General features: G+C 44.9%; 19 protein-coding genes. 5 read left to right on the top strand and 14 right to left on the bottom strand.

The annotated features are described in order from the left end of the window. The first annotated feature begins 224 nt into the window (after nucleotides 1-224). Nucleotides 225-2,876 (top strand): type I DNA topoisomerase, encoded by a 2,652-nt coding sequence (gene topA, locus EGV92_RS02295; RefSeq protein WP_131667590.1) that lies wholly within the window; start codon nucleotides 225-227, stop codon nucleotides 2,874-2,876. Between the two features lie 192 nt (nucleotides 2,877-3,068). Here the strand turns inward: topA and EGV92_RS02290 are convergent, their stop codons facing one another. Next, nucleotides 3,069-3,626, bottom strand: coding sequence for a superoxide dismutase family protein (locus EGV92_RS02290; protein WP_131667589.1), 558 nt, complete (start codon nucleotides 3,624-3,626; stop codon nucleotides 3,069-3,071). Nucleotides 3,627-3,995: 369 nt separating this feature from the next. Here EGV92_RS02290 and EGV92_RS02285 point away from each other — a divergent pair, with 369 nt between their 5' ends. Beyond that, entirely contained in the window at nucleotides 3,996-4,418 is a 423-nt protein-coding gene (locus tag EGV92_RS02285) for a hypothetical protein (RefSeq protein ID WP_131667588.1), read from the top strand. 103 nt (nucleotides 4,419-4,521) lie between these two features. On the opposite strand, the gene EGV92_RS02280 is transcribed toward EGV92_RS02285, so the two are convergent. After that, nucleotides 4,522-5,802 (bottom strand): hypothetical protein, encoded by a 1,281-nt coding sequence (locus tag EGV92_RS02280; RefSeq protein ID WP_131667587.1) that lies wholly within the window; start codon nucleotides 5,800-5,802, stop codon nucleotides 4,522-4,524. Between the two features lie 73 nt (nucleotides 5,803-5,875). Continuing rightward, a complete protein-coding gene (locus tag EGV92_RS02275; protein WP_131667586.1) occupies nucleotides 5,876-6,100 on the bottom strand; it encodes a hypothetical protein in 225 nt (74 codons plus the stop codon). 167 nt (nucleotides 6,101-6,267) lie between these two features. On the opposite strand from EGV92_RS02275, the gene EGV92_RS02270 reads away from it, so the two are divergent. Continuing rightward, nucleotides 6,268-7,182, top strand: a complete 915-nt coding sequence (locus EGV92_RS02270; RefSeq protein ID WP_131667585.1) for a glycine-rich domain-containing protein — start codon at nucleotides 6,268-6,270, stop codon at nucleotides 7,180-7,182. 151 nt (nucleotides 7,183-7,333) lie between these two features. Here EGV92_RS02270 and lon read toward each other — a convergent pair whose 3' ends face one another. Then, on the bottom strand, nucleotides 7,334-9,868 hold the full coding sequence (gene lon, locus EGV92_RS02265; RefSeq protein ID WP_131667584.1) for an endopeptidase La: 2,535 nt from the start codon (nucleotides 9,866-9,868) through the stop codon (nucleotides 7,334-7,336). A gap of 612 nt (nucleotides 9,869-10,480) precedes the next feature. Between lon and EGV92_RS02260 the strand changes: the two genes are divergently transcribed. Continuing rightward, entirely contained in the window at nucleotides 10,481-11,851 is a 1,371-nt protein-coding gene (locus EGV92_RS02260; protein ID WP_131667583.1) for a Na+/H+ antiporter family protein, read from the top strand. Nucleotides 11,852-12,054: 203 nt separating this feature from the next. On the opposite strand, the gene EGV92_RS02255 is transcribed toward EGV92_RS02260, so the two are convergent. The 5 genes from EGV92_RS02255 to EGV92_RS02240 form a co-directional block, all read right to left on the bottom strand. Continuing rightward, complete coding sequence (locus EGV92_RS02255; protein ID WP_131667582.1) at nucleotides 12,055-12,528, bottom strand: hypothetical protein; 474 nt, start codon at nucleotides 12,526-12,528, stop codon at nucleotides 12,055-12,057. Between the two features lie 121 nt (nucleotides 12,529-12,649). Then, entirely contained in the window at nucleotides 12,650-13,186 is a 537-nt protein-coding gene (locus EGV92_RS02250; protein WP_207401724.1) for a LysE family transporter, read from the bottom strand. Next, nucleotides 13,177-13,317, bottom strand: a complete 141-nt coding sequence (locus EGV92_RS14070) for a hypothetical protein (RefSeq protein ID WP_207401723.1) — start codon at nucleotides 13,315-13,317, stop codon at nucleotides 13,177-13,179. Before EGV92_RS14070 ends, EGV92_RS02250 begins: the two co-directional genes overlap by 10 nt. Before the next feature lie 64 nt (nucleotides 13,318-13,381). Continuing rightward, nucleotides 13,382-13,651, bottom strand: coding sequence for a hypothetical protein (locus EGV92_RS02245; protein WP_131667581.1), 270 nt, complete (start codon nucleotides 13,649-13,651; stop codon nucleotides 13,382-13,384). Then, nucleotides 13,651-14,322 (bottom strand): 5-formyltetrahydrofolate cyclo-ligase, encoded by a 672-nt coding sequence (locus EGV92_RS02240; RefSeq protein ID WP_131667580.1) that lies wholly within the window; start codon nucleotides 14,320-14,322, stop codon nucleotides 13,651-13,653. Before EGV92_RS02240 ends, EGV92_RS02245 begins: the two co-directional genes overlap by 1 nt. Nucleotides 14,323-14,483: 161 nt before the next feature. On the opposite strand from EGV92_RS02240, the gene fumC reads away from it, so the two are divergent. Further along, on the top strand, nucleotides 14,484-15,872 hold the full coding sequence (gene fumC, locus EGV92_RS02235; RefSeq protein WP_131667579.1) for a class II fumarate hydratase: 1,389 nt from the start codon (nucleotides 14,484-14,486) through the stop codon (nucleotides 15,870-15,872). Nucleotides 15,873-16,289: 417 nt separating this feature from the next. Here the strand turns inward: fumC and EGV92_RS02230 are convergent, their stop codons facing one another. From EGV92_RS02230 to EGV92_RS02210, 5 genes are all read right to left on the bottom strand, one after another. Further along, nucleotides 16,290-16,646, bottom strand: a complete 357-nt coding sequence (locus EGV92_RS02230) for a hypothetical protein (RefSeq protein ID WP_131667578.1) — start codon at nucleotides 16,644-16,646, stop codon at nucleotides 16,290-16,292. A gap of 227 nt (nucleotides 16,647-16,873) precedes the next feature. After that, the gene (locus EGV92_RS02225; RefSeq protein WP_131667577.1) at nucleotides 16,874-17,674 is read right to left on the bottom strand and encodes a MipA/OmpV family protein; all 801 of its coding nucleotides are present in this window, start codon (nucleotides 17,672-17,674) and stop codon (nucleotides 16,874-16,876) included. Nucleotides 17,675-17,742: 68 nt separating this feature from the next. Continuing rightward, entirely contained in the window at nucleotides 17,743-18,555 is an 813-nt protein-coding gene (locus EGV92_RS02220; protein WP_131667576.1) for a rhomboid family intramembrane serine protease, read from the bottom strand. 231 nt (nucleotides 18,556-18,786) lie between these two features. Further along, nucleotides 18,787-19,995 carry an alpha-hydroxy acid oxidase gene (locus tag EGV92_RS02215; RefSeq protein ID WP_131667575.1) on the bottom strand — a complete coding sequence of 403 codons (1,209 nt, stop codon included), beginning with the start codon at nucleotides 19,993-19,995 and terminating at the stop codon, nucleotides 18,787-18,789. A gap of 115 nt (nucleotides 19,996-20,110) precedes the next feature. Next, nucleotides 20,111-21,868, bottom strand: coding sequence for an L-lactate permease (locus EGV92_RS02210; protein ID WP_131667574.1), 1,758 nt, complete (start codon nucleotides 21,866-21,868; stop codon nucleotides 20,111-20,113). Nucleotides 21,869-22,280 lie beyond the last annotated feature (412 nt).

Raw genomic sequence — 22,280 nt, 5'->3', positions numbered from 1 at the left:
AGTCCTTCTAATATTTAACCTATTATTTTAAGAAATCTTGTTAAGATACGGCGTTGGCTGTTTAATTTATAGCCCTACCTTTAATCACTATTACGCGATAAATATTACCGCAATAGCGAGCCGCTCTTGATTTTTAGTGTTGACAGCCCAAGTGTTAGCAGTGTAACGTCTTTACCCATTCTACCTTTCATTTCAATAAATTGAACATCACGGTGTCGTCTTTTATGGCTAAAACCACAACAAAAAAAGCTGCAAAATCCTCGTCAAGCAGTGCCAAAGGAAAGGCGCTGGTCATCGTCGAGTCACCAGCTAAGGCAAAAACAATTAACAAATACTTAGGCGATGATTTTATTGTTCGCTCAAGTGTCGGTCACGTTCGTGATCTGCCGGTAAGCGGGTCTAATAAAGCAAAAGCGGCAGCCAAGTCAGACGAAAGTTTATCTAAAGAAGAAAAGGCGCAGCAAGCGCTAGTACGCCGTATGGGGGTGGACCCTGAGCATGGTTGGCAGGCAGTCTATGAGGTATTGCCCAATAAGACCAAGGTAATCAAAGAGCTCAAATCACTGGCCAAAGACGCTGACAAAATTTATCTGGCGACGGATATGGATAGGGAAGGGGAAGCTATCGCTTGGCATCTGCGTGAAGTCATCGGCGGTGACGACAGTAAGTATCAGCGTGTGGTGTTTAATGAGATTACCAAGTCTGCTATTCAAAATGCCTTTAAAGAGCCAGGCAAGCTAGACATTGATAGAGTCAATGCGCAGCAAGCCCGGCGCTTTTTAGATCGCGTGGTTGGCTTTATGGTGTCGCCGCTATTGTGGCAAAAGATTGCCCGTGGTCTGTCAGCAGGGCGAGTTCAATCTGTCGCTACACGGCTTGTGGTTGAGCGTGAGCGTGAGATTCGTGCCTTTATTCCCGAAGAGTACTGGCAGATCCATGCCGATACCCATGCGACTTCTGGCAAAGGAGAAGATGCACAGCGCAACATACGCTTAGAGGCCCTCAAGCAAGCGGGCAAGACCTTAAAGCTGGCCAATAAAGAGCAGACCGACAAAGTATTAGCAGTGCTTAAGTCTAATGATTATGTGGTCAAAACCCGTGAAGAAAAGCCGACTCAATCGCGGCCAAGTGCGCCATTTATTACCTCGACCTTGCAGCAAGCTGCTAGCACTCGTTTAGGCTTTTCGGTCAAAAAGACCATGATATTAGCGCAGCGTCTTTATGAGGCAGGTCACATTACTTATATGCGTACGGACTCGACATTCTTGTCCGGTGATGCATTGGCCAAAGTTAGAAGTCATATTGAAGATAATTTTGGCACAAAATACGTGCCCGAAAAGCCTAACTTTTATGGCAATAAGCAAAATGCGCAAGAAGCGCATGAAGCGATTAGGCCCTCTAATGTAGACCTAAGATCTACTCAGCTTAAGGGCGTGGAGCGCGATGCAATTCGCCTCTACGAGCTAATCTGGCGTCAGTTTGTCGCCTGTCAGATGCCACCAGCAAAATACCTCTCTGTAACGCTTATTGTGGAAGCGGGTGATGTAGAGCTCAAGGCTCGTGGCCGTACAATGACTTTTGATGGCTATACCAAAGTTATGCCGCCTGCTAAGAATGATGACAATTTATTACCAGACGTCAAGCAAGGTGAGACCTTAGTGCTCGATAAGCTTGATCCCAGTCAGCACTTCACTAAGCCACCTGCGCGCTATACCGAAGCCAGCTTGGTCAAAGAGCTTGAGAAGAAAGGCATTGGTCGTCCGTCAACTTATGCGGCGATTATCTCCACTATTCAGGATCGCGGTTACGTTAAGCTTGAGAACAAGCGACTGTTCGCTGAAAAGATGGGCGATATCGTCACTGATAGACTCACAGAAAGCTTCCCAGATTTGATGGATTATACCTTTACCGCAGGGTTAGAGGACAAGCTGGACCATGTGGCTGAGGGCGAGCAAGACTGGAAGGATGTGTTAGACAATTTCTATGGCGGTTTCAAAGTCAAGCTTGAGCATGCCAAAGATAAAGACGGCATGCGCCCCAATGATCCAACAGATGTGCCCGACATACATTGCGACTTATGCGAGCGCCCCATGCAGCTGCGCACTGGCTCAACTGGTGTGTTCTTGGGCTGTACCGGATATAACTTACCGCCAAAAGAGCGCTGTAAGGGTACTAAAAACTTAATGCCCGTTGAGGCCTTCGCTAATCTTGATGAAGGTGAGAGCGATGAGGTCGCAGAAGTTCGGGATTTAATGGAGAAGAAACGCTGCCCTAAATGCGATACAGCAATGGATGGCTATATCGTCGATGGTGGCCTAAAGCTGCATATCTGTGGTAATAACCCCGACTGTGATGGCTACTTGCTAGAAGAGGGTAAGTTCGAAGTACCAGGCTCAGATGCCCCAACCATCGACTGTAATAAGTGTGATGGTCAGATGGCGCTGAAGACAGGCCGTTTTGGCCCGTACTTTGCTTGTGAGAAGTGTGACAATACTCGAAAGGTACTCAAGAACGGTGAACCTGCGCCGCCGCGAATGGATCCTATCGACATGCCAGAGCTTAAATCGCAAAAGCATGACGATCATTTTATCTTGCGTGAAGGGGCGGCAGGGCTTTTCTTAGCGGCATCAAAATTCCCCAAAGTGCGTGAGACTCGAGCACCAAAGCTGGCCGAACTGCGCGCTATTAAAGATAAAATGGATGAGAAGTTCCAGTATCTGTTTAAAGGGCCGGATGAAGACCCCGATGGTAATGCTACGATTCTACGTTGGTCACGCAAGAAGAAAGAGCAGTACATTGGTTCTGAAAACTCCAAAACGGGTAAGGCCACTCGCTGGGGGGTTTACTGGCGCAATGGCGAATGGGTAGAGGAGTGATCCTTTTTTATCTCTAGCTAGTTAGTCTAATGGCTAGAGATTGTTCAGTTAAGCTGAGATGAATCATTAACTATAGAAGTGTTCTTAATAAAAAAGCCCCTAAATTAGGGGCTTTTTTTATAATGATGCTTTTAAAAGTAATCAACTGTAGCTTTTTACTATAGTCTAATACTAGTAATATCTACTTCACTATTAGTTCTTTTCGATAATACCACAAGCCACACGAGTGCCTGAACCACCTGATGGCTGAGTGGTGTAGTCATCGGCACCAGCATGAACGATAAAGGCACGACGGTATACGCTATCTGGACCGGTCATAGAGGCTGAAATATCTTTTTTAACGTAGTTAATAGTAGCAATACCTTGCTCGTTAGCGGTCATGTTAGGTAAGTCACCAGCGTGGCTATCTGCGCTATCTGGGTTGCCATGAGGCTTATTGGTAGGGTTAAAATGAGCGCCTGCTGCTTTGCCCATATCATTACAGCTGCCAGTCTCATGAATGTGCAGCGCTACCGTAGTTCCTGGCTTAAGACCCATCAGCTTACCGTAGACTTGGACGCCATTATCGACAGGGCGTAAGTACAGTTGACCCACTTCACGATTGTTGCCATCTACCGTGGTGACTACTGATTTAAGGGTAGGCTGGTTTAATGGGTTGCCAGTTTTTAATTGTCCCTGTGTGCTCTGACAGCCAGTTAGGGCAAGACCAGAAGCAAATAGAACCGATGAAGCTAATAATAATTTTTTCATTAAATTCTCCAAAAAGTAAATGAACTAAAACAGCCTTATGCTAAAGCTTTTAATAAGCCAAGCCAAAACTATCCTCTAGAACTAAGTTTATTAATTCAGTATAACGCCCAAGCTAGTAGGGTTATTCATCTAAAACGCAACAAAGCGTTAATATATGTAAATTTTAGAATTTAACGGTAAACAGTCATAAAAACGAGCAGCATAGGCCGTTAAGAGCTACTAAGCCTATAAAAAAAATTCTATAGATATTATTTATATATAACAATTGCTTAAGGTTAGGTTACTAAACTGAATTGTTAAATCAATGCTAAGTGGGCAAACTACTACAAAACTTTAAATATTAAGTTTGATTTATTTAGGAGTAATTATATGCGAAATGTATTCAAAGTATTAGCATCAACGGCGGCTCTTGCTGGCATGATAACGGTAGGCGCTACATCAGCTCAGGCTGAGTCGCAAACTGGCAATCTGCATTATACTGCTGACTGCGGTGTTAAAGAGCTACGAATGGCCAAAGGCAGCTATGACGTTAATCGCGCTGGTGTAGTCAAAGGTAGCAACTACTGCGAATATCAATTCTATGCCAAAAAAGGTCAAAAAGTGAGTGCCAAGCTAGTTGGCAGTAGCGATCTATATCCTATGCTGTACAGTGAAAACTCAGAAGACCTTAGCAATGGCACTGTGACCCTAGATAAAACGGGCGAGCACACTATCCGTGTCCTTCAACCTCGTAATCAAGCCCGCCAAGGTAATACACCGAAGCCATATTATTTGACAGTAACAATTAAATAATTCATATTGATTTTGACTGACGAAGTTTAATCTAATCTTTAATAGCGAAAAAGCCAAGCTGAAGCTTGGCTTTTTTGTGCTTCATGAATTTAACACCTCGATTTTATTCATTCGGCAGTTCTATATTAGTGGTAGGTTGCGTGGTCTCAAGATAATCTATTTCGGCCGCAGAGGGTGATTCTTCAGACTTTAATACTGGAGATTTACGTTCTGGCAGCGGTTCATTTTGCCAAACTAGCGTCTCCCCTGTCGACATGGTCTGTAGTAAGTTATAGCGTGGAAAATCTGTCGGCTTGGTAGTCGACAGTTGCAGGCTCAAGTTCAGCTTGCTTTCACTGTAATTCACTAGTTTAGCCAGGTGCTCATTTATCCTATTGCCATTTAAGCCACAACCCATTACCGTTTGGGGTGTCAACCCAACCAGCAGAGTGTAATCTTCCAATAAAGCATAGGGACCACCGACTTCGTTACAATTGGAGTTAAAGCTGGCTTCTTGCCAGTGGCGACTGTCTGGATAACCCTTAAAGCGAAGCGTAACAGGAAAATCAGGATGATAAAAATCACCAATGGGCTCTCTTGAAACCAGCTTACCGTCCTCGTCATAGTGATTACTAGCCGCGCTGACGAGTCGCCATTGATACTCCTCTAAGATGGCTTTAGTTATGGGTAACCCACTAGGCTCCGCAAGCACTTTAGGCTGTCCTTGAAAGATAAAAGTATTACCGTGTTCAATAGCCAGTGCCAGTTGTCTGGCAGCATGGCGATCGGTATTGGCTATTGAAGGGTTGCTGAAAGATGGCGGGATGGGAAGCAGCTGAAGATTGAAATTGAAATAAGGGTAATTAGGAAGTAAGGCTTTGAGACTATTGTCTTCACGGCTATCTGTGTTGTCTGCATTGTCTAAATCCGCTTTATTATCCATGCCTCTGTTGCCCACACACTCGGGCTGCTTTTTATTAATTACAGAAGTATGATAAGGAAATCGCGGCCCTCCTAGTAAAAAGTCTAATCTATAAATATCGCAATCCTGCTGAAAATCTAGAGTGCTGGGCTGTATTTCAAGCGCTATAGGGGGTTGTGAGCTTACGTCGATAGCCGTGCCACTGGCGTCAAGAACTCGCTGTAATTGCCAGTCATAGCCACTAGCCCATATTGGCAGATCGGTTTTTAAGTTTTCCGGTGCTGGCATAGCTAACTCTATGCTCGGTATAGTAGAAGTAGAAGATGGGTTAGAAGGCTGACTAGCATTATCCAGCGATATAGTCTTCACAGATTGGCAGCTCGTTAAAGTAATACCTAGCCCGATGATAGCGGTTGTTTTACTAAATAAGATTCTGAAGTGCTCAGCTCGGCCTAATAATAAGGTTAAGTTTAATTCAGCCATTTTATCAATCCCTTGTTATATCAATTTAAATATAGGTCCATTTGGACAATGAGCCAATTCGCCATAGCAGCAATTAACGACGGTTCAGTGCTTCATTCTTCCAAATTAACGTCTCACTAGTTTCGAGATTTTGTGTGAGTAGATAATAAGGCAGGTCGTTGTCTTGCTTATGCGCCTCACTCTGCTTAGGGTAGAGGGTAAGAGTTAGCTGACTTTGGCTTTGCTGCTCTAGCTCTCTAATCTTATCTTCTGCCGCTTCACGCTTAGGCCCGCAGCCAATCAAAGTGTGTACGGACATACTAATAAATAAAGTATGTTTCAGTGTCGATATGCTTTGATTCACTAATTTGTCACTTTCTCCTTCCATACTATTCAATTTGAAGAGCTATACCTTACTAATTTGAATAGAATTATTGTAAGTTAATAATAAAAAGCCAGTCGAATTAACTGTATGAGGAGCGGTCAATGGCCGTCGATTTAACCTATCCTAAGCATAAACGCTCCACTACTTTAGGGCAGCTATCCAGCTTAAGCGCTCAGCCACAAGTAAGGCTTATGTCACAGCGTGTTCGTAATCTAGAAGAGTTTACTGACTTAGGGAAGCTGTCTCTAGGCCGCATTATTCCCTATCTGTTAGGAGGCATTTATCTAGTGTTTATGTTTGCAGGAAATGTTTGGCTGATTGCTATATTGTTATTAGTGATAGTTACTGTAAGCACCTTAATAATAAAGCATAAAAAAAGCTATAAGCAAAAGCTCGACTTTATCTTATCGACCCCGTTTCCGCATAAGCTGTGGCAAAGTCAGAATCTGAAGAGGTTAAATTTATCCGTCTCTGAGCGGGCAATGGTCAATGAAGGTCTGCGAGATTTCTTTTTATTACACGCGTTAAAACCCAAAAAGCCCCTTTGTATGCCGTCAAAGTATGTTGATGAGCTTTGGCATGCGTTTATCCTAGATACCAGAAGCTACCAAGAATACTGCCAAGCCGCTTTTGGTAAACCGCTACACCATATTCCTGATTACGCTTTCTTGGATCGGCAACGAAACGTGCGAATGTATACTTATCAAGCCACCTGTCAGCTACACGGTATTAATCCAGCTTATCCTGGTGATCGCGTTCCGAGGCTGTTCGGTATAGATAGCGTGATTGGACGAAGCCTATCTGGTTTAGCGCCGCCATTGACACTATGGGCACTGCTACAAGAGCTAAGCCAAAGTTATCAAGCTTGGTATCAGACCATTATTGGTGAACGACCAGATGGTATGGATTTGGACTTTGAGGTTGACATTACTCAAGATGGCGCCGCCACATGTGGTAGTAGTGATAGCAGCGGTGGTGACGGTGGTAGCAGTTGTAGTAGCTGCGGCGGAGATTAACACTAGATATCGTTTTTTTATTTTTTGGTTAACTGTATGAATATGCCATTGTCATTGTATTTTATAACCCTAAAATAAAAAACCGCCCAATTTAATTGAGCGGTTTTTTATTTTAGAATGTTAAGTTAATCAGCTAAAGGTTACCCCAAGCTTAGCTTCTTAGCGCTTTTTTAGATTTAGTAGTGTCGATTGCAACCTTAGCGGGTTTTAGCGGCGTTGGCATCTCTACCAAGGCCACTTTTAATACCTCATCAATTGTCGCAACAGGCTGAATTTTTAAGCCTTCTTTGACATTATCTGGAATTTCCTCCAAATCACGCTCATTGGTTTCTGGGATTAACACATGTTTAATACCGCCGCGATGGGCTGCCAAGAGCTTCTCTTTAAGGCCACCGATGCGTAGCACTTTACCACGCAGGGTAACCTCACCTGTCATGGCGATATCAGGGCGAATCGCGATGCCCGTCATAGCCGATACTAGGGCTGTGGTTAAGGCAATACCCGCAGACGGACCGTCTTTAGGCGTAGCGCCCTCTGGCATATGCACGTGGACATCAGTGGTCTTAAAGGTCTCGTAATCAATGCCGAACTGCTCACCGCGAGCGCGAACCACACTCATGGCAGCGCGGATCGACTCTTTCATTACATCACCAAGAGAGCCTGTAAAGACAAGCTCGCCTTTACCTTGCATTTTGACCGTCTCGATGGTGAGTAGCTCACCGCCGACGCTTGTCCAAGCTAGACCAGTGACACGGCCAACCTCAGGCTCCTGCTCAGCTAGACCGAAGTCATATTGGTGCACGCCTAAGTAATCAACGATGTTCTTATCATCGACCGTCACCAGCTCACGCTCTGCCTTTTTCGGTGGGCGAACGCCATGCGTCTCTACCGACTCACGAACGACCTTTCGGCAGATTTTATTGACCTCACGCTCAAGGTTTCGAACGCCAGCTTCGCGAGTATAACGCTGGACGATACTATGCAATGCCTCTTCAACGATCTCAATCTCACCTTCTTTTAGGCCGTTTTGCTTGATGGCTTTAGGCACTAGGTATTTCTGGGCGATATTGACTTTTTCTTCTTCGGTGTAGCCCGGCAAGCGGATGACTTCCATACGGTCAAGCAGCGCTGGCGGGATGTCCATGCTATTGGCAGTACAGATAAACATCACTTGTGACAAGTCTAAGTCCATATCGAGATAATGGTCGTTAAAGGTGTCATTCTGTGATGGATCTAACACTTCAAGCAAGGCTGAGGCTGGGTCACCGCGGAAGTCTTGCGCCATCTTATCGATCTCATCGAGTAAGAATAGTGGGTTTTTGACTTCAACTTTAGCCAATGACTGAACGATTTTACCCGGCATCGCACCGATGTAGGTTCGACGGTGGCCACGAATCTCGGCTTCATCACGCACGCCGCCAAGGGCCATACGCACAAACTTGCGGCCAGTTGCGCGGGCGATAGACTCACCGAGCGAGGTTTTACCCACACCAGGAGGGCCTACGAGACACAAGATAGGACCGCGAAGTTTCTTAACACGGGATTGGACCGCTAAGTATTCCAAGATACGGTCTTTAACATCTTTTAGACCATAATGGTCTTCGTCAAGTACGGTCTTAGCTTTATCGAGGTTAATCGACACTTTAGTGGTAGTATTCCACGGCGTATCAAGAATCCACTCAATATAGTTGCGCACGACAGATGACTCGCTGGAGGCTGGCGGCATCATTTTAAGCTTTTTAAATTCTTGCTCTGCCTTTTTGCGCACATCTTCTGGTAGATCAGCTTCTTTTAGTCGATGCTCAAGCTCACTGATATCATCTTCGGCATCGAATGCCCCATCATGCATATCAGATAGCTCGTTTTTAATCGCTTTCATCTTCTCATTTAAGAAGTATTCGCGTTGGTTGCTCTCCATCTGACGACGCACGGCTTCTTGAATATCTTGCTCGATACTTTGCTCAGCGCTTTGCTTAATTAAGTAATCAGTTAAGGCATTGATATGCGCTTTTAGGTCATCATTCTCTAAGAAGGACTGCTTAATCTCAAGCTCCATAGAGACGCGGGTTGAGATAAAGTAAACCAGCTCTAATAAGTCTTCGATACGCTCAGCGACGCGAGTCAACTCACGGGCATTACGTAGGCGAGCTTCAGCATACGCCTCAAAAAGACCTATAAGGGCTTTGCGAGTATTGGCTTGCTGCTCCTCATCCATATCGACAGCAATATCTGCTCGGGTGAAGCTAGCAGTCAATAAGTCGCCTTGGTCTTGTAGCTCATCAACACGGGCGCGGTACTGACCTTCAATCAGAACCTTAATACAGTTGTCATCGCTGTCATGTGGCATGGTGCTGACGATACGGCAAATCGTACCATACTGATACAGATTGTCTTGATCGATATCTTCAGTTAGTGAGTCTTTTTGCGCTACGACCAGTACTTGGTTGTTATACTCTGCTTGCGCCAGCTCTACGGCTTTCACCGAAGGTGTCCGGCCGACAAAAAGCGCAATCTGCATATGGGGATAGACCACGACATCTCGCAGGGCAAGTAGAGGCAAGTAAGTGTGTTCAGGAGTGTTACCTTGGTTGCTTTGGTCTTCACTATCGGTATTGTCGATAGCATCTGCATCATCAACGGAGTCAGCAGCGTTTTGAGCGTCTAAAGTCAGGTCTTTATCAGTCATAAATCAAATCCTATCGCAGGGTGCGCATTATGCGCAGCGTAGCTTGTCGTCATAATTAATTATTATCGAAGAGTCGTTGTCTAAGACTCAGTAATTGGATGTCATAAATCGAGTACTTGTAGTAGTAAATGGTGGTTTAGAAAAAAATTGCAAGTTTAGAGATCAGTTTATAAACGGGAGGCTTGGTGATAGGGCTATCCTTGCCTTGCCGCTAATAGATGGGTAGGCCACTCTCTTAGCAAAGTAGTACAGAATATCAGCACAAAAATAAGCGCTATGCTTTTGAAGGTTGAAGTCCATCATTGCAGTTACTACGAGTTATTTACAGTGTTTTCTTTGTTTTTTCTTGATTCTACAGTAAGAGGCCAATTAATAACCCGTCCTAGAACAAAAGATTAACAGTGATAAGGGTAAGTAATAATGCGTATTTTTCATGATGTCGATAACAAAGTTTTTGCCAAGTTACAGCATCGTGTGCTTTTTTTTACTGAGATATTAGGTAGAATAGACGGCTGTTTTTTAGCTGTATTGGGCAAAGCGTCATATACACTAGTACACTAGCTCGATTTACGAGTAAGACTTACGAGCAATATATAAGATTAGGTAATAATTATGATAATAAATGCAGTACTGCTAGCTGTGGTGGTGATGCTGGGACTGTCGCTGGCTCGAGTGCATGTGGTCTTGAGTCTACTTATTGGCGCGATAGTCGGTGGACTGGTCGGCGGACTTGGCTTAGATGCTACGCTGAGCGCATTTCAAGAAGGGATCAAAAACGGCGCTGAGATTGCTCTGTCCTATGCGCTGCTAGGTGCTTTTGCTGTGGCTATCGCGCATTCAGGTATGCCACAAGCGTTGGCTAGCGGCGTGATTCAGCGTATGGACAGTCATAATAATTCAGGTCTTGGTGGCTCTATCAAGTGGCTGTTATTTGGCGGTTTGGTGCTTATGAGCTGCTTTAGTCAAAACCTTATCCCTATTCATATTGCCTTTATTCCCTTGGTTGTACCGCCGCTGTTATTGGCCTTTAACCGGATGCAAGTGGACAGACGCTTGCTAGCGTGTCTTATGACCTTTGGTCTGGTTAACACCTATATGTTTTTGCCATACGGCTTTGGTGAGATTTACCTCAATCAGATTATGCTCAAAAATGTTAGCGAAGCGGGTCTTGATACTGCCAATATCTCAGTGATGCAGGCAATGGCAATTCCGGCAGTGGGCATGGTCTGTGGTCTGCTTACCGCTATTTTTATTAGTTATCGTAGGCCTCGCCAATACCAAAGCGTAGCCATAGACCAACAAAATCATGACGCCGCTATCGCCCAAGATTCACTAAGCCAAACGGCCTCCAATGCTCAATCAGCGACCAAAGCCAAGACTATTATTGCCCTTGTTGCTATCGTTACTGCATTCGTCGTTCAGCTCTATACCGACTCATTAATCCTAGGCTCCTTGTTTGGCTTTGGGGTGTTCATGGCGACGGGCGTGGTCAAGTGGCGTGACGCTGATGGCGTGTTTAATGATGGCATTAAGCTGATGGCGATGATTGGCTTTATTATGATTACCGCTCAAGGCTTTGCTGAAGTTATGAAGGCGACAGAACAGATCGCGCCACTTGTCGATGGTGCAACGGCATTGTTCGGTGGTAATCAAGCGGTTGCGGCATTTATTATGCTGCTTATTGGCTTAATTGTGACCATGGGCATTGGCTCGTCGTTTTCTACCATTCCTATTATTGCCGCGATTTATGTGCCGCTTTGCGCCTCTTTAGGATTTTCTCCACTGGCCACTGTGGCTATCATTGGTACTGCAGGGGCATTAGGAGATGCAGGTTCTCCAGCCTCAGATTCGACCCTTGGACCAACCTCAGGTCTTGGCGTGGATGGTCAGCATGACCACATTAAAGACAGCGTGATTCCGACCTTCTTGCACTTTAACCTTCCGCTGCTCCTCTTTGGCTGGATTGCGGCGATGGTGTTGTAGAATCTTTTTGATGTTAATAATTAGGCTTATTCATATAGTCAATCCTGTTCAAAACTGACACGTTAACGAGCAACTGATATAAATTTATTTGCTAGAAGTCACGATATGACTGAGGCTATATAAATTTATCCCAGTTACTTTGTACCAGATGTGAAGTGGGTTGACTATATAGGGCATATTGAGAATTCAGTATGCCTTTTTATTTAGGGTAAGTGGCGGTAAATAAAGGTAATGGCTTTATGAAGATATTTATAAAGGAGAGGGATGATTCGGTAAAGAAAGAGAATAAGAATTATACCTATACATAATAGTTGCCAAATAATAAAGGCGCCAATAGGCGGCGGCGCTTGCATGGCAAATATACCGCCTATATAAAAACCACCAATGACAACCACAAGCATAGATATTAATTTGAATACACTGTTTGTAAAATAACCTATAAGCCAAGCAAATGCAGCCTGAACGCACATAATGATCAGCAAAAATGTCACAAAATCGCTCGGATAAGGGTGGGGTAATGGTACTGAGCGGTTGAGCAAATAAGGGTCTGGATTAAAACCTGACATAATGATGCTGTAAACAGCAGCTACCCACAAAACAGTAAAAACTACTCGTAATGGTTTTGCGCGAAAGTAAGTGGCGAGTGCCTTTATAATAGTCGGCGGCTTTGACGTCATAGTTTCCTTTAACCTTTAACCTTTTAATTTTGACCTTTTAATTATGGCTTTGGCTATTTTAGCTGCGCACCTATAAAGACTTAGGTTCAAAGGTTATTAATGATTTTATCCCCAAAAGCTTTTATGGTTTAAGCAAAGCTGACCTGAGGATAGTAACGCCAATAAGTCCTAACAAAGCGCCGGTGACTTTATCAATATAGTAAGCAGCTTTGGTAAAGCTTCGGCGCACCTTGGGCGTGGATAATAAGAATATGATGGCAGCATCCCAAGCGAAGACGATGACCGCCATCCAAATCCCGAGGCCGAGCTTGAATCCCATGCCCATGTCTGGTGTCAGTACCACGGTAAATAGACTGAGATAAAACAGCAAATTCTTAGGGTTGAATACCCCCGACATAAATCCTACCAAGAACTCCTTAATAAAGGTCGTCTCCACAGGCATAGATGTACCTTGAGTGTCATCAGTGTCCGCTAAATTCAGCTGGCTGTAGGAGTGTTTGCGGGCGAGTAATGCTTGAGCAGCAAGATAAATAAGAAATAATCCGCCGATAATTTTGAGGGTAATCATTACGGGCACTGACGCTGCCAGAATCGACCCCACACCAATCAAGCACAAAGCGATATATACGGCATTGGCACAGGCAATTCCTAAGGCCACCCCAATGCGTTTTTGCCATTGTTTTTGATATCGCTTTTGACCACCAGTACGAAGTCGGGGCCTGGGCTTAGTAAGGCTAGAAAGTGGGCTAGGGCTACGGTGATGAAAATCCCTAATAGATTGATGTCCATGTCATGCGCCTTTTTTTATTATTTTTAGATTGTGACTGCTGATAGGACAGATTGTTGTTAATGGTTAATCATCAAAATCATTCAATGCTCCAGTCAAGCCATTTATAAAGGCATCACTTTGCTCAAGTAGCGCCTCTAGACGGGCTGAATTGACCAGGCAGACCAGTTCTTCAGGACTAAATTCGTAGTCATCACGTTCTGATGCAGGCTCCAAAGTCTCCTTTTTATCGTCTTCCATCTTGAGAAGATGACGGTTGACACTATTAGCAACTGAGCCAGTATCCTGCTTTAGGGGTTGTGTATGGTGTTTGTTTTTATCTTTACTATCACTCATCAAAACCACCTCAATTTACTGGGCGTCATCAAGCCATCTAATGGCACATCCCACGGTTGACGCTTTAACTGCTGGGTCACCTGAAAGTCATAACACCAGCCAATTTTTAGCGGCTTTTTTAGCCCTAGCTGATTTGATTTTGCCAGCGTTGTGTCGTAATAACCGCCGCCCATGCCCATGCGATTGCCCTGTAAGTCGGCGGCGACTAAGGGACAGAAGAGGACATCCAGCTCATGCGCCCAGACGAGCTTACGCTGATACGTCTGTTGCATGCCTAAAGAGTGCGGGGCAGTGGGGACTAAGTTTAGATTATGGGCATTAACCTTGGCGAATCGCAGTCGTTTATCTTCATGGCCGAATGATCCGACCACAGGCAGATAACAAAAATAGCCTAAGCGATTGCACCAATTTAGAATAGGCTGCGTTGGCAACTCACCAAAATCATCATAATATATACCGACTTTAGCCTGATGGGGCAATCGACTGATAAGCTTATACAAATGACGGCTGGCGAGCGAGGCTGCAAGATTGCGCTGCTGAGCGGTGAGCTTACGGCGCTGACGGGTGAAGTGGCGGCGAGGTGGATTAGCAATAGCTTTAGATTGATGCTGGTTGGCTGAGTGGCTAGCCAAAGCATCGGTCTGGGATAAATTAGCTTGAATATTTGACACGAAAACAACCCGTCCCTGTAAGAAAATATTATAGAGTCATGCTATCATAATTGCGCCAAACAAATTCAATGTCGCCCTTTCAATAGCCGTGCTATATTCAGCATCTTTATTGATTGTTAATATGAACAATTTACAACAAGTCACTAATAATAGGAGAGAGCATGTCAACTCGTATAGAAAAAGACACTATGGGCAATGTAGAAGTGCCTGCAGATGCATATTGGGGTGCGCAAACGCAGCGTAGCCGTGAGAACTTCAAAATCGGTGGTGAGACTCTACCACGTCCAATGATTGAAGCCATGGCGCTGGTCAAAAAGGCGGCTGCAATTACCAACGCGGGTCTTGGTCGTATCGAAGAATCTCAGCGTGACCTTATCGTGCAAGCTGCTGATGAAGTCATCAATGGTGGTCTTACCGATCAGTTTCCATTGGTCGTTTGGCAGACTGGTTCTGGCACGCAGTCCAATATGAATATGAATGAAGTACTCGCCAACCGAGCTAATGAGATTGCTGGCAGTGAGCGTGGCAGCTATCAGCCTGTTCACCCAAATGACCATGTGAACCATGCTCAGTCTACCAATGATAGCTTCCCAACCGCTATCCGCGTTGCTGCTGCTCGTCAAATTAATAGCTTACTGATTCCTGCGGTAAAAGCCCTGCGCGATACCCTAGACAAAAAAGCCAAAGAGTTCGATAGCATCGTCAAGATTGGCCGCACGCATCTGCAAGACGCGACGCCATTGACCTTAGGTCAAGAGTTCAGCGGCTACGTCAGCCAGCTAGACCATGCCTTAGTCCGCATTGATAACGCTCTGCAAGGCCTGTACCAGTTGCCTCTGGGTGGTACTGCTGTTGGTACTGGTCTGAATTCGCACCCTGACTACGCGGTAAAAGCCGCTGAGCAGTTATCAGAGCTGACGGGTCTGCCGTTTGTAACGTCACCCAACAAATTCGAAGCGCTAGCCGCTCGTGATGCCGAAGTCTTTGCTTCTGGCGCGCTCAAGACGCTAGCTGCTAGCCTTAATAAAATCGCTAATGACGTACGCTGGTTGGCTTCTGGCCCTCGTTGCGGCCTTGGTGAGCTTGAGATTCCGGCCAATGAGCCAGGCTCATCTATCATGCCAGGTAAAGTGAACCCGACCCAGTCTGAAGCGATGACCATGGTCGTCGCGCAAGTCATGGGCAACGACGTCACCATCAGCATGGCAGGTGCATCGGGCAACTTTGAGCTAAACGTCTTCAAGCCAGTTATCGCCTTTAACCTATTGCAGTCTATCCAGCTATTGGGCGACGCTTGCAACAGCTTTAACGACAACTGCGCCGTTGGTATCGCGCCAGTAAAAGACAAGATTGACCATTTCTTGCACAACTCATTGATGCTAGTGACAGCATTAAACCGTCACGTCGGTTATGAGAACGCAGCGAAGATTGCCAAGACTGCGTATAAAGAAGACAAAACGCTCAAGCAAGTCGCCGTTGAACTTGAGTTACTGACTGAAGAGCAGTTTGACGAGTGGGTAACGCCAGCTGATATGGTTCATCCTAAATAAGCGATTGAATTGTTCTGATTGAATCGTTTTTAAAAGTATAAAAAAGACCTTGTCGCCTATTATTGCGGCAAGGTCTTTTTTTGGCTGGTGGTTTATTACTAATTTATGGAGCTAATCCTGCTTTTTGCTTGTATCTGCTTAGCTAGGCGGGGCGGGGTCACGGTTTGAGCTGTTCCTGTTGCCTCGAGACCCCCTCAAAACCTAGCCCCTGCAACCCGCCCAGCCAAGCAGGATACCGCTGCAATCAGGGCTAAAAAGCCTTGCTATGGCGAGGTTTATTGCAATTGTGACAGGTAGCGTGGGTGGCAAACCGCGCAATTTATACTAAAATAAATCTAAAGTAGTTTGAGTAGGGTGTGTTTTATGCACCAATAAATATAACAATTGAATTGGTGCAACGGACTGTAGCACAAATCTTTAATTGCGTTTGGCCAATGACTTATAAGCTTCTTGTAATTCAATTAACTTTTTGCAAGCTTCTATATGTTCATCTCCAGGGTCTAAGAAAGCGCTCTTGAAGCCGTAATAATCGATAAGAAAATCATAAGAGTCTGCATCTAGAGCCTTGGCTTTTTCCATGAGTTGTATTCTGTAATCGTATGGTATGCACCAACAGTCGTCTTTTATCAAGCATTCTACTAAAGTGTCTACATCAGAACAATTTTTTAAAGCATTTTTAAATCTCTTAAAAATATTCTTCCATGCTTCAGCATCCGGATTTTCATCCATGTTGTACATTGCTATAATTTGTCGGCTAGCTTGTAGGATATCCATTTATAAATTCTTGTTATAAAATTCTTGGTATTTAATTATTTATACGATCTTTGTAAGTCAATATAGAGTAATTAACATTCACTATTTGTAGAACTTTTTAACTTTATAAGAGCAGTCAAAAAACTCAATAGTGGTGAGCCACTATTTTATCATCTAACTACCCTCCAATAAAAAGCTGGGCAAAATGCCCAGCCTACGCTCATCACTTGATATTAGGCATCTAAACCCTAAAACTTATACAGCAACCCTAAAGTCGTCTTCGAGTCGAAGTGAGAGTCAGTTTTTACCATAGGGCTGTTATATTGCTTACTAGAGAGATGGTCGAAGCTTTGACTGGCAAAGCCTGCCCACTGATCATTAAAATCATACATGCCGCTGACGCTTATATAAGGGTTGATGCTAGCGCCAGGAGAGTAGCTTGGCAAGCCAGTTTTCGCCGCCTCGGTCTCGCTAATACCAAAGTAATAATCGTTGTATTTACTATCATTCCACTCAACGCCCACACTTGGATAGACAGTGAGTTTATCGTCGCTGAATTTGGCTAAGTAGCTTAGCCTCGCGATACTGCCATCGCTGCGGCCTGCGATATCGGTAGCGATTTGTGCGCGCAGTCCACCTATCGGCGTGCGCTGCAGATAGCTAAGGCCGGTCATCCCTGTCAATTTGCGCTCATCCAATCCTGCTAGTGCACCATTAGCATCTTCTGGGTCAAAGCTAGAACCTACGACTTGTACAAAAGCATCCAGCTGATGCGTGCCATCATTAAGGATATACGCGCCAAAGGTGTTGCCACGCGCATAGACTTTATTATTATCGTAGAACACACCAGGCAGTATTTTAAATTGACCACCATCGGTATCATAAGGGGTCTGCTCATAACGGATATTAGCGCCCACTCTTAGCTCGGCATCTGGAACAGCTGGTAGGTTGATAATCGGAGCGGCAGTAGCGGGTATAGTTAACGCTAGTAAGGCAATAGGACTGAACAAAGTAGTAAGTATTGAACGTCGGCGCGATAATATAGTCATTATTAGGTCTCAAAAAATTATGATAAGCGCGAGCAAGGCGACAGAAAGAAGTCATTAACAGGATGTTGCTAATTTAAGTGTATCGCTATCTGCTGATGGATGTCTAGCCAGCAAAAATAAAAAACTACTGCCACTGCCAAAATGGCAAACCAAGGTAAAAGCTGCCAAGTCACATTTGCTTTTGCTATTGGTTTTACTGAGGGGGACTGATTGACAACGAAAGGAGAAGTAGTGCTCGATTGAATAGCGGTAGCAGCCACTCGCTTGTGATGAGCGAGTACCATTGGCAATGCCAATATTGCCCCCGTGATAGCGCCACCAATGTGACCTGCGTTATCAATACCCGGAACTGCGAAGCCATAGACGAGGTTGATACCCATGATAAAGGCGAGACTGCGTAGATTGAGTACCATGCCCGCAGCGGACATTTTAAATAAAGCAGCAACCAATAGTGCAGCGCCCAGTCCCATAATTCCGCCAGAGGCGCCGGCAGACAAGCCCGGTCTGCCTGTATTGTCTAAGATGGCTTGCCACGTGACATAGTTATTTAATAGCGTACCGCCAACGGCAGACAGTAAGAATATCAGCAAAAACTTACCATGACCGAACATTGGCTCAGCGACTTGACCAAAGAAGTACATGGCAAAAGCGTTAAATAACAAATGCATCAGCCCAATATGCAAAAAGGCACTACTGATAAGACGCCATGGCTCATCGACCATAGTAAAGGGTAGCGCATTAGCGCCCCAAGTGATTAAGTCTTGCGAACTAGGGTTATTGGCATCTACGCCGGTCACGATTTGGATGATGTATAACCCAACGAAGCTAATCAACAATAAGCAGGTGATAGGCGCTGTTTTCCATAAAGTTTGAAACGTCATAACAGGGTCGCATGGTTAGGGATAACAGGAAGGGACTTAACGAGTAATAGTGTTAATTAATGATGCCTATTTAATGGCAGCTATAATACAAAATTAACTGGTAGAGACCTGCTAAGCTTTAACTACAGCAAGCAAATCTCTACCAGTTATTATAGTTACCATAATGTCATAATTGCATTTGATTATAACCCTTTATTAATAATTAATGGGGTTAAAGCAAATGGGCTTTGACTACCAGCGGATAGGCTCAATTCTAGGTAGTGAGGACTTAAGATGCTCATAAGTGCCTTTTACCAAGATGTCGTCAGTCACGGTATGGATATCCGTATGACCGCAGAATGCCATGGTAATATCACATTCTTTATAGATGATTTCAAGAGCTCGGCGTACTCCATCTTCACCATATGCGCCAAGACCATACAAGAACGCGCGGCCTATCATCGTACCCTTCGCACCAAGAGCAATGGCTTTTAGTACATCTTGACCTGAGCGAATACCACTATCGAGCCAGATTTCGATATTACTGTCTTCTGCTTGGATCGCTTGAACGATATCTGGTAGCGCAGCGATAGAGGAGGGAGCGCCATCTAGCTGACGACCACCGTGGTTAGAGACAATAAGTGCATCCGCACCACTACGAGCGGCCATTATGGCATCCTCAGGCTCCATGATACCTTTGATAATGAGCTTGCCGCCCCACATATCTTTGATACGAGCGACATCTTCCCAGCTAAGACCTGGGTCAAACTGTTCGGCAGTCCATGATGACAAAGAGGACAGGTCGCCAACGCCCTTGGCATGACCGACGATATTACCAAAGGTGCGACGCTTAGTGCCTAGCATGTTCAAGCACCACTCTGGCTTGGTCATTAGGTTTAGGATATTAGCTAGCGTTGGTTTTGGCGGCGCGGATAGGCCATTTTTAATATCTTTGTGACGCTGACCGAGCACTTGTAAGTCGGCAGTCAGTACTAGTGCTGAGCAATTCGCTGCTTTGGCCCGCTTGATAAGATTGACCATAAACTCTTTATCACGCATGACGTACAGCTGAAACCAAAATGGCCGAGTGGTATGTGTGGCGACGTCTTCAATTGAGCAAATACTCATCGTCGACAAAGAAAATGGCACACCGAATTTCTCGGCTGCCCGTGCCGCATGAATCTCACCGTCAGCCCACATCATGCCCGTAAAGCCCGTAGGCGCAATGGCGACAGGCATATGTACGTCTTCGCCAATCATAGTGGTCGCTAGACTACGCCCTTCCATATCAACAAGTACGCGCTGGCGCAGCTTAATGCGGTCAAAGTCGGTCTCATTATTACGATAAGTCGTCTGCGTCCATGAGCCTGAATCGACATAGTCATAAAACATTCTCGGTACTTTACGCTCGGCCACTCGGCGTAGGTCTTCAATTTCGGTGATTTTGGTTAAATCTTTCATAGGGTCTTCCTTTGAAAATATGACGCTATTGATGATAAGTAATAGCGTCACTGGGTATAAATGGTGCTATTTTAATTGATTATGCAGTACCTTGGCGTCGTGACGGAGCGCGATGTTAGGCAGGTGTCTTGTTACTGGTCAGCGACATAATACCAAAAAATACCAAAGGCCAGATAATCGCTAAGATCCACCACCAAAGTTGACCGAAGATAATGCCCATACCGATAAGACCCGCTTGGATAACATAGTAGATCATCGCCAGCAAGGTTTTACGGATCACGAAGCCTTCTTTATTAATCAATCCGACGACTGCGCATGCCGCTACCACATTATGCACCGAGACCATATTTCCTGCTGCCCCGCCCACTGCTTGAAGCGCTACCACTTGAGCAGCCAGGTTGTTGTCCAGACCAATCTGCGCCGCGGTTGACCACTGAAAGTACGAGAACATCATATTACTGATGGTATTGGAACCGGCAATAAAGGCACCAAGCGCACCAATCCAAGGCGCGACTAGAGGCCAAGCATTCTGGAAAGCGCCAGCAGCACTTTCAGCCAATAGAATGGGCATCGCTGGCAGAGCGTTCACCGCTTCGGATGCGGAGCCTGAATTAATAAATACCTGAACCATCGGTACAGAGAATAATAATGCTGGGGCGGCTGCAATCATAGTTTTGGCTGAATTACTCCAGCTACGCTTGACTGCCTGACCGTTCATTTTAAATAGCAAGATGCACAGTAAAGAGGTAATAATTAAGATGGTACCAGGAGAGTAAGCCAACTGAATCTTACTTGAGATAGTCGTACCAAATAAGTTGGGAAAGTTGATCGTCGTCGCATCACCGACTAAGAACGCTTTAAGCGGCGCGATAACACGAGTAAGAATCAGCAGACCGATCACAATAATATAAGGGGAGAACGCCCGAATCAATGAGAATCTCGGTGCGACCGAATCATCGTACTCCTCTTCGGCCAAAGTACCGAGCCAGTCCTTATCCCAATCAGCTCTTGGTGCAAAATCAAAGGTTTCTTTAGGAACCAAAAAACCGCGCTTGGTTAAAGGTAGGACGATTAATAGCCCAATAAAACCACCGACCAATGACGGAAACTCAGGCCCTAAATACTTAGCAACTAAAAAGTAAGGAATGGTAAAGCAAAGCCCAGCAAAGATGGCAAAGGGCCATGCCTTTAGCCCCTCTACAAAAGAGCGCTTCTCACCGAAGAATCGTGTTAAAAAAGCACTTAGAATCAGCGGAATTAAAAAGCCGACCATCGCATGAATAAGGCCGACGTTGCCCGTGATTTGTAATAAATAGTTTTCAGGAGAAGTAGGCGCGATAGATTGGGCAAGGTCTTGTTTATCACCAATACCAGACCAGACACCGAGTAGTAGCGGTGTTCCGACAGCACCAAAAGATACTGGCGTGGATTGGATGATAAGTATTGCCATGACGGACGCCATTGCAGGAAAGCCCAATGCCAAGAGTAGGGGTGCTCCAACGGCAGACGGTGTACCGAAACCTGACGAACCTTCAACCAACGAGCAAAATAGCCAAGCTACAATAATCGCCTGAACGCGCCTGTCTGGCGAGACATCCATAAAGCCCTTACGAATGGCAACGATAGCACCACTTTCTTTTAAGGTATTAAGAAGTAAAATCGCTGCGAAGACGATGAACAAAATGGTGAGGGCGACGATGATACCGTTAACGGTAGCAGCGGCCACTTGAGCACCACTAGCTTGCCACACAAAGTATGCCAACAGCGCCGTCACCACATAAGCGGCACTCATCGAAATCTTCGCTGGGAGGCGTAGAACGACAAGTAAGATAAAAACGACGATAATTGGTGCTAAAGCCAGAAAAGTATACATGATAACTTCCTTGTGATTGCTTCTATGTTTCTTGGTTTTTCATCGGTATTAAATCATAGCAATCAGTTTGTTATTGTTTGATTGTTCAATACAAATAAGTTGCCATATGAGAATAGAGTTAGAGACCTTTTAAAGGTGACGGTTCTTATTGTTGTCAACTACAGATTAAGAACTCATAAGTATACCAATAAAAAATATCGGCAGAGTATAACAGTCTCGACATAAAAAACTATATTGTAGAAGCGATTGATAACTATTATCGTGATAAAACTTCGAAAAATTATTTTGCTATAAAAAAAAGTTATGTGTTTAGTGGTTATTACTCAATTATCAGAGGGGCTGTTAGATAATTGTAGACCAGACGTTTAAAGTAGCAGTAAGGTCAGAGATTATCGCCAGTAACAAGCGCGAG

It is taken from the genome of Psychrobacter pygoscelis (assembly GCF_004335015.1).
Lineage (GTDB): Bacteria > Pseudomonadota > Gammaproteobacteria > Pseudomonadales > Moraxellaceae > Psychrobacter > Psychrobacter pygoscelis.
Note: the sequence above shows the minus strand (reverse complement) of the source record. Positions and strands in the feature narration are given on the sequence as shown.

Bases quoted from the DNA above. Each gene is read 5' to 3' on its own strand.
- EGV92_RS02285 (WP_131667588.1), top strand. From the start codon at position 3,996: ATGCGAAATGTATTCAAAGTATTAGCATCAACGGCGGCTCTTGCTGGC.
- EGV92_RS02215 (WP_131667575.1), bottom strand. From the start codon at position 19,995: ATGAAAGATTTAACCAAAATCACCGAAATTGAAGACCTACGCCGAGTG.
- EGV92_RS02225 (WP_131667577.1), bottom strand. From the start codon at position 17,674: ATGACTATATTATCGCGCCGACGTTCAATACTTACTACTTTGTTCAGT.
- EGV92_RS02255 (WP_131667582.1), bottom strand. From the start codon at position 12,528: ATGACGTCAAAGCCGCCGACTATTATAAAGGCACTCGCCACTTACTTT.
- fumC (WP_131667579.1), top strand. From the start codon at position 14,484: ATGTCAACTCGTATAGAAAAAGACACTATGGGCAATGTAGAAGTGCCT.
- EGV92_RS02260 (WP_131667583.1), top strand. From the start codon at position 10,481: ATGATAATAAATGCAGTACTGCTAGCTGTGGTGGTGATGCTGGGACTG.
- lon (WP_131667584.1), bottom strand. From the start codon at position 9,868: ATGACTGATAAAGACCTGACTTTAGACGCTCAAAACGCTGCTGACTCC.
- EGV92_RS02275 (WP_131667586.1), bottom strand. From the start codon at position 6,100: ATGTCCGTACACACTTTGATTGGCTGCGGGCCTAAGCGTGAAGCGGCA.
- EGV92_RS02230 (WP_131667578.1), bottom strand. From the start codon at position 16,646: ATGGATATCCTACAAGCTAGCCGACAAATTATAGCAATGTACAACATG.
- EGV92_RS02290 (WP_131667589.1), bottom strand. From the start codon at position 3,626: ATGAAAAAATTATTATTAGCTTCATCGGTTCTATTTGCTTCTGGTCTT.
- EGV92_RS02220 (WP_131667576.1), bottom strand. From the start codon at position 18,555: ATGACGTTTCAAACTTTATGGAAAACAGCGCCTATCACCTGCTTATTG.
- EGV92_RS02245 (WP_131667581.1), bottom strand. From the start codon at position 13,651: ATGAGTGATAGTAAAGATAAAAACAAACACCATACACAACCCCTAAAG.
- topA (WP_131667590.1), top strand. From the start codon at position 225: ATGGCTAAAACCACAACAAAAAAAGCTGCAAAATCCTCGTCAAGCAGT.
- EGV92_RS14070 (WP_207401723.1), bottom strand. From the start codon at position 13,317: ATGGACATCAATCTATTAGGGATTTTCATCACCGTAGCCCTAGCCCAC.
- EGV92_RS02270 (WP_131667585.1), top strand. From the start codon at position 6,268: ATGGCCGTCGATTTAACCTATCCTAAGCATAAACGCTCCACTACTTTA.
- EGV92_RS02280 (WP_131667587.1), bottom strand. From the start codon at position 5,802: ATGGCTGAATTAAACTTAACCTTATTATTAGGCCGAGCTGAGCACTTC.
- EGV92_RS02210 (WP_131667574.1), bottom strand. From the start codon at position 21,868: ATGTATACTTTTCTGGCTTTAGCACCAATTATCGTCGTTTTTATCTTA.